5 protein-coding genes are annotated in these 6,225 nt (G+C 69.6%); 2 read left to right on the top strand and 3 right to left on the bottom strand.

Annotated elements, in window-relative coordinates; translation table 11 throughout:
* The 3 genes from pglW to JF597_RS51735 all read right to left on the bottom strand — a co-directional run.
* Window positions 1–3,632, bottom strand: a 3,632-nt coding sequence (pglW, locus tag JF597_RS51745; protein WP_294013643.1) for a BREX system serine/threonine kinase PglW, incomplete at its 3' end; no start/stop codon positions are given.
* A gap of 21 nt (window positions 3,633–3,653) precedes the next feature.
* Window positions 3,654–4,496 carry an NERD domain-containing protein gene (locus tag JF597_RS51740; protein ID WP_294013640.1) on the bottom strand — a complete coding sequence of 281 codons (843 nt, stop codon included), beginning with the start codon at window positions 4,494–4,496 and terminating at the stop codon, window positions 3,654–3,656.
* 660 nt (window positions 4,497–5,156) lie between these two features.
* The gene (locus JF597_RS51735) at window positions 5,157–5,399 is read right to left on the bottom strand and encodes a hypothetical protein (protein WP_294013638.1); all 243 of its coding nucleotides are present in this window, start codon (window positions 5,397–5,399) and stop codon (window positions 5,157–5,159) included.
* Window positions 5,400–5,555: 156 nt separating this feature from the next.
* Here JF597_RS51735 and JF597_RS51730 point away from each other — a divergent pair, with 156 nt between their 5' ends.
* The gene (locus tag JF597_RS51730; RefSeq protein ID WP_294013636.1) at window positions 5,556–6,092 is read left to right on the top strand and encodes an NUDIX domain-containing protein; all 537 of its coding nucleotides are present in this window, start codon (window positions 5,556–5,558) and stop codon (window positions 6,090–6,092) included.
* A partial coding sequence (locus JF597_RS51725; protein ID WP_294013634.1) for a hypothetical protein occupies window positions 6,028–6,225 on the top strand: 198 nt, incomplete at its 3' end. The genes JF597_RS51730 and JF597_RS51725, both read left to right, overlap by 65 nt.

The raw sequence follows: 6,225 nt of genomic DNA, 5'->3' as shown, positions 1-6,225 counted from the left end.
ACCCACAGCGGACGCCCGCCGCCTCGGCGCGCCGTGTCAGCCAGCCGCTGGAGCACAGACAACGCACCGTATCGGGTGAAGAGCCCTGCGTCATAGAGCAGCACCGGACCGTCGGCACCGTGGTCGGTGGAGGACGGTGACAACAGCGCCGCCAGTTCCGGTTCCACATCCCGCCACGCGGCCGACGTGTACTCCAGGAGCTTCGTCGCCGCTCGTGATCCGGGCTCGGCGATGTCCGCGTTCAGGATAGTCGTCCAGGTCGGTCTGGTGCCCAAGGCGATGCGTTCCTTCATTTTGGCCACGAACAACGACGCGACCGGCACCGGCTGTGCTCCGAACCGGTGCGTCAGCTCGCTGCGAGCCCGCAGGTAGGCGGTGGTCCGCACCGTCAGCACCCGGAAACCGGGGCGTTCCGCGGCGGCCCGCAACCGCTGCTCTGTGGTGTTCGCCGCCTGCAGTATCGGGTCGGTCAGCAGCGCGATCTGGGCGCCACGCAAGGTTCGCACCCGGGAGCCCAGGGAAGCCGCCGACGAGACCGACTCCGGCACGTCGGCCACGTAGCCGAGACCCCGGTGCCGCTCGTCCTTGATCCACTTCAGCGCGAAGCCGGCTTCCGCCAGCTGGTCGTCCAGCGCCCGCCGCTCGAACATCGCTTCCAGGTCCGGGAACCGGCTGAGGACCCGCTCACGGACATCGTCGACGGTAAGCATCTGCTGCTGGTGCTCGGGCACGTTGTGCTTCCAGCGCACCAGCCCGGCCTGGGTGATGCGCAGTGCCCGCACCAGCGGCAGCGACTTCGGGTAGATCTCCAGGCGCGAGGAGGCGCCCGCAGTCCGCGACGCCGTCGCCGCCAGCTGCACCAGCCGCCGTTCCGCCAGCCCGGAGAAATCGTTGGCCTGCTTGGCCACGACCTCGCCGAGCACCGTCAGCGTCGTCGCCGAACTCGGCAGCGAGTCCCGCTCGGCGAGCGCGTCGGCGGCGACGCCCAGCGCGTCCGCCAACTCCAGCAGGGCAACGCTCTGCGGGGTCTCCGGATCGTCGATGTCTTCGCGGACTTCCAAGGCGGCCATCAGCGGACGGGTGTCGCGGTGCCGTCGCGTCGACAGCAACGGCTCCTCCATCCCGTTCTCCGCCAGCTCGATCGCGGCCAACGCGACGCCGCGCGCGTACGCCATCCGGACGTCGACGGAGGTCATCCCGCTGCCGCGCCGGTTGAGCAGCGCGGTCGCCAGTTCATCGAGTCCTGCGACCCGGCCGAACCCCTGCAGCAGTTCGACGACCTCGTCCCGCAGCGCCACCAGCGCGGGTTCGTCGGCCCACCGTTCGCGCTGCCTGGCGATGATCTGGTTGACCCGGCCGGAGGTCAGCCCGACGCTCCTGCCGACCGCGCTCTGCGTCGGCGGGAAGCGGTCGAAGTCCGGGAGCCGGTTCACCTCGTCCGGCAGGCCCAGCCAGAGCCTGGTCGCCTCGCTCGCGTTGCGGCTGTCCTTGCGGTTCTCGGGCTTGGGAACCAGGAGCGCCGTCAGCGTGTCCAGGCTCAGCCGGCGCAGCGCCTCGACCGGTGCGTCGGCGGCTCCGGCTTGTGCCAGCCGGTCGCCGAGCGCCTTCTCCAGTTCGCTCTTGGCGGCCTGCCGGCCGTCCGGCGTCAGCGGCGACTCGCCTTCGTCCTGGAAAGCGCGGCGCCACTGCCTGATCCGCTTGTACAGCTCGCGCCGGGTTTTCGGGCCCATGCCCGGCGGGGTGATCAGGGCGCGCAGGCTCAGGTCCACCAGCTCGCCGACGGTGGCCGTACCGAGTTCCTGGGCGACCGAGACTGCGCGCGGGCTCAGTCCGGCGCTGTCCAGCGGGGTGTCGCGGGTCGCCTTCTCCGCGGCCTCGTCCCGGATGCGGCCGATGCCGTCGGGCTCGGCCTTGCCGACGTCGCCGAGCGCGTCCGAGGGCTGCGCCTCGGTGACGTCGGCTCCCCGGGCTGCGGACGCCTCCTGGCCGGTGGTCGCCGTCGTGTGCCGGGAGTGCCTGGTCGGGACCGGCTCGCGGTGGTCGCTGTGCAGGAACACCATGCGCCAGGCGTCCCGCATCTCCGTCAGGGTCTTGAACCGCTTGTCCGCGTCCCGGTGCAGGGCCCGGCGGAAGAACTGGTCGAGGCCGTCGCGGACCGCCGCGTCGAAGGAGTCGACGGCGAGGCGCGGATACAGCTCGCTGCCCGGGTCGGTCTGGCGCGCCGAGACCTTGTCGTCGCCCCAGACCGGCAGGGCGCGCGAGGCCATCTCGTGCAGGGTCACGGCGAGTGCGTAGTACTCGGCGGCGGCGTCGTAGCGGGGGCGTTTCGGCGTGCCGAGGAAGGGGTCGAGGTAGCCCGGGGTGCCGGCCTCGATGTCGTCGATCGGGTGGTCCGCCAAGGAGAAGTCGAACAGCACGAGCTGTTTGGTCAGGTTCGGGCGGACCTGGATCGCGATGTTGTCCGGCTTGAGATCCCGGTGCCAGACGCCCTGCCCTTCCAGGTGGTCTACCGCGCCGAACAAGTACTCGGAGTATTTCTCCAGGTCGTCGACGAGGAGTTTGCCCTCCTCGCGGAGCTGGCGGGCGACGGTCTCGCGGCCGGCGAAGTCCAGGACGAGGGTGGTGCGGGGCGGGGTGCCGAGGGTGATCGGCTCGTCGATCCGCAACTTGACCACGCGGGAGTCGCCGTCGAGCCGGTTGAGGACCTCGGCCTCGCGGCGCAGGAGTGAGGCGCGGTCGTCGGAGCGGCTGACCTTCAGGACGACTTTGCGGCGGTCCGGCTGGTTCCCCTTGGGTGCCGCCGCATCCAGGTCCTCGGCCAGGAACGCGACGCTGGTGGCGCCCGCGCCGAGGCGGCGCTCGATCTTCCAGCGCGGAGGGCTGCCGAGCAGGTCCCCGGCCTTGGCCTCCAGCGGGTCGATCTCGGGGGCGGAGATGTCGAGAGGGTCGGTGTCGCGTTCCTCTGACTTGTCTTGGAAGGCCTCTTCGACCGTCGACAGCAGTTCGATGAACTCCTCGACGGTCGCCACGCGCCGGTCCGGGAGGAAAGCCGTGCTCCAGCCGACCAGGTCGTCCATGTCCTGAGTCAGTCCGTCGGCGACCGCGGAGGGGCGCAGGCCTTGCTCCTCCGCCTCCAGCTTCGCGGTCAGCTCGGCCCGGTCGGCGGCCGGGGCGCGGCCGGTCAGCAGCAGGTAGGCCAGCGCGCCGAGGCCGAACACGTCCAGGCTCACCGGGTCGGGGTGCGCCGCCGTCAGCTCCGGCGCGCCGAACGCGGCGGCGTCGACGTCCAGGTGCTGGCCGACCCGGGTGGAGTCGGCGACGGACGTCATCCGGACACCGCTGACCTTGCGGACCGCGACCTGCCAGTCGGCGATCATCAGGCGGGGCCGCAGCCAGGCCTGCTCCAGCCCGGCCGGCCCGTCCGGGTCGACGTCGGCGCGGCGGGGGCCGGGGACGACGTGGATGACGTGCGCCGACAGGGTCCGGTGATAGAGGCGGCGGCGGTGTGCGTAGGCGACGGTCTCGGCGAGCTGCCGGATCAGCTGGACCCGGGCCTTCAGGTCCAGTTCGGGTCCGCGCTTGAGCAGGTATTCGTCGAGTCGTTCGGTGCGCGGATCGTAGGGATATAGCAGCGACGGTCCGGCCGAGTGACCCTACGGATCGAAATCCGCGACCTGCACGATGCCGGGGTGCCGGATGCCCTGCAGCACCTGCGCCTCGCGCCGCGCCGCCCGGTCGATGCTCTCCGACAGTTCGCGATCTGCGTTCCGCTCCCGGTAGTAGATCCGGATCCGGCGCAGGTCGGTGATCGAGGTGTGCCGGCCGATGAAGTCGGCCCAGGTCGGTCCGGTGTCGAGCGGCTCGCGGTCCAGCTTCCAGGGGCCGATCCGGTACTCGGCGTCGCTGCGCCGGACGCCGACACCGTCCTTGAGCGCTTTGGCGAGCGCCTTGGACCGGGCCATGTCGACGCGGTCGCGCTCACCGCGCGGCGGCTCCGCGAGGCGGGCCATGATCTCCGGCAGCGCGGCCTTCGGCCCCTCCCCCAGGCAGTACAGACCCGCCTGGTCGTTCGGCGGGAGATCGATGCCCAGCCCCGGGCGGGTGAACAGCACCGACGCGGTGATCCACGGCACCTCATTGGCGCGATTGCCCATCGCGGCCTGGAGCAGGGAACGCAGCTCCTTGGCCTTCTGGTTCGCCAGATGGAGCGGGTTGTGGTGAACCCGCGTCCGGCCGCTCCCGGCGTCCTGAACCCACGACGTCCCGGCTCCGCGCACCCGCCCGACCCAGTCCTTGAGTTCCAGCAGGTGCAGCCCGTTCGGAGCGATGACCAGAACGTCGACCTCACGGGGCAGACCCTGCGGCGAGGTGAAGGTGAAGTTCGACCAGGCCCGCCACGGCTCGGCATCGGGAAGCGCGGCCCGCAGCTTGTCCAGCCCCGCGCGTTCGTGGTTGAAATGCGACTCGGTGATCGTGTCCCATCGCCCCTCGCGCATGATCCCGGTTCACGCCTTCCGTCTGCCACTTGACCGACGGCACGCTGCCGCCGGTCAGCGCACCATTCTGTCAGTAATGTGCGGCTGCCGAGGGGGCTGCGGGGGTGGGGCGGTCTGCGGATCGCTCAGCCGTGGGTCGTGACGCAGATCTCCGTTGGCGCGGCCGCCGACCCCGCCGACCCCGCGGACCCCGCCGACGAAGGCGCTCCCGACGAACCGGTCAGCTGAAGGCGACCACGCCCACGACTATCAGCAGCACCAAGGCGATCACGCCCGATCGCCCGACGCCATGGCCCGCCAGCCCGGCCACGGCGGTTCGAGCTCTTCCTCGTCGTCCTGGATGTCGATCTCCCCGCCCCCTCCGCGCGAATGTGCGCGGCAGCTTAGCGGTGTTCAGGGGGCTGTTCACCGGAGCCGCTGTGACCATGCGAAAGGAGCGGGAACAAGAGGCTGCCGCGGCCTCGTCGGGCACGGCAAGCGGCAAATCCATACAGCCGGCTTCAAGGCAACGGCTCTGGGAGGGAAGAGGTAGCCTCAAAGGCACGACCGCCCGAATTCGCCAACAGATAGAAGACGAGATCAACTCCAGCCAGGGCAAAGCTATACCAGATCTCTAGTCCATGTTGATCGCACAGCGACGGCCTCGCCGTCCCCGGTCGTCTAGCGCTGATCCTGCCGCATGATCGCGTTGTGCCACTCCTGCGAGGACATGGCCACGGCCGCGTCCGCGAGGCGCTGAGCGGACTTCGTCCGCAGCCTCACCCGGCTCGACTCGATCCAGCCGCCAACGTTCTGGTGTCCGGTGTCGCGATACTCGATCGCCTGGAACAGGCATTCGAGCTTGTCGGCATCGTGGGCGCACTGGACTTCGAGGCTGTCGCCGTTCTCGTAGTCGTCGACCAAGGCGCGCCGTCTCGTTGGGAGGCGGTACGGATGCGCCCGCGCCCTCGGACCGCACCACATGAGAGTGCGGGCTAGCGGCGGGCCAGCGGGTGTATGCGTGTCTGATGTCCGGCGCGTTGTTCCCGCAGTCCGACCACTCACTGACAGGCTTGGGCGATGAGAGAGAAGATCTGGACCTTGATCGGAAAGCACGCAGGGGGCGTGCAGTGGCGAATCCTGTGGGCCACGCAGCCCAAGTTCATCGTCGGCGTGTCCGGGCTTGTCAGGAACGATCAGGGACAGGTGCTTCTGATCAAGGGTCGGATGTGGAAGCCGTCTCGGCCGTGGGGTCTGGTGACCGGCTACGCCAAGGGCTGCGAGACGTGGGATCAGACGGTCGTCCGTGAAGCCCGAGAGGAAACCGGCTACGAGGTGAAGGCACTTCGTGAGCCCGTGGCGTTTGTGACCGGCTTCAAGCTCCGTGCCGAGGTCGTGTTCCTTGGCGAGTTCATCGGCGGCACTTACACACCGGACCCGAGAGAGGTCCTCGACTGCGGGTTCTTCGACTTGGACGCGCTACCCGAGGGCTTGTTGCCCTCGCACAGGAAGTTGATCGAGAAGCATCGAGAGTGGTTTGAGGGAGACGGCCATGACCGTGCTCACGCCGAACGAGAAACTGACCGGAACTCCGGCACAGAAGCAGGACATCCTTGATCGGCTCACCCGCTACCGCGCTGACCCACGTCACACACTCAGGCTCGCGGAACGGTATCCGCACCTGACGTTCACCACCATGGATCACGTCGTGGCGGATTTGTCCGGCGCGGACGCCGACGTGTTCGCGGCT

Source organism: Streptomyces sp. (genome assembly GCF_019510245.1).
Classification (GTDB): domain Bacteria; phylum Actinomycetota; class Actinomycetes; order Streptomycetales; family Streptomycetaceae; genus Streptomyces.
Note: the sequence above shows the minus strand (reverse complement) of the source record. Positions and strands in the feature narration are given on the sequence as shown.

Excerpts from the sequence above, each read along its gene's own strand:
- JF597_RS51740 (WP_294013640.1), bottom strand. The coding sequence starts at position 4,496 with ATGCGCGAGGGGCGATGGGACACGATCACCGAGTCGCATTTCAACCAC.
- JF597_RS51730 (WP_294013636.1), top strand. The coding sequence starts at position 5,556 with ATGAGAGAGAAGATCTGGACCTTGATCGGAAAGCACGCAGGGGGCGTG.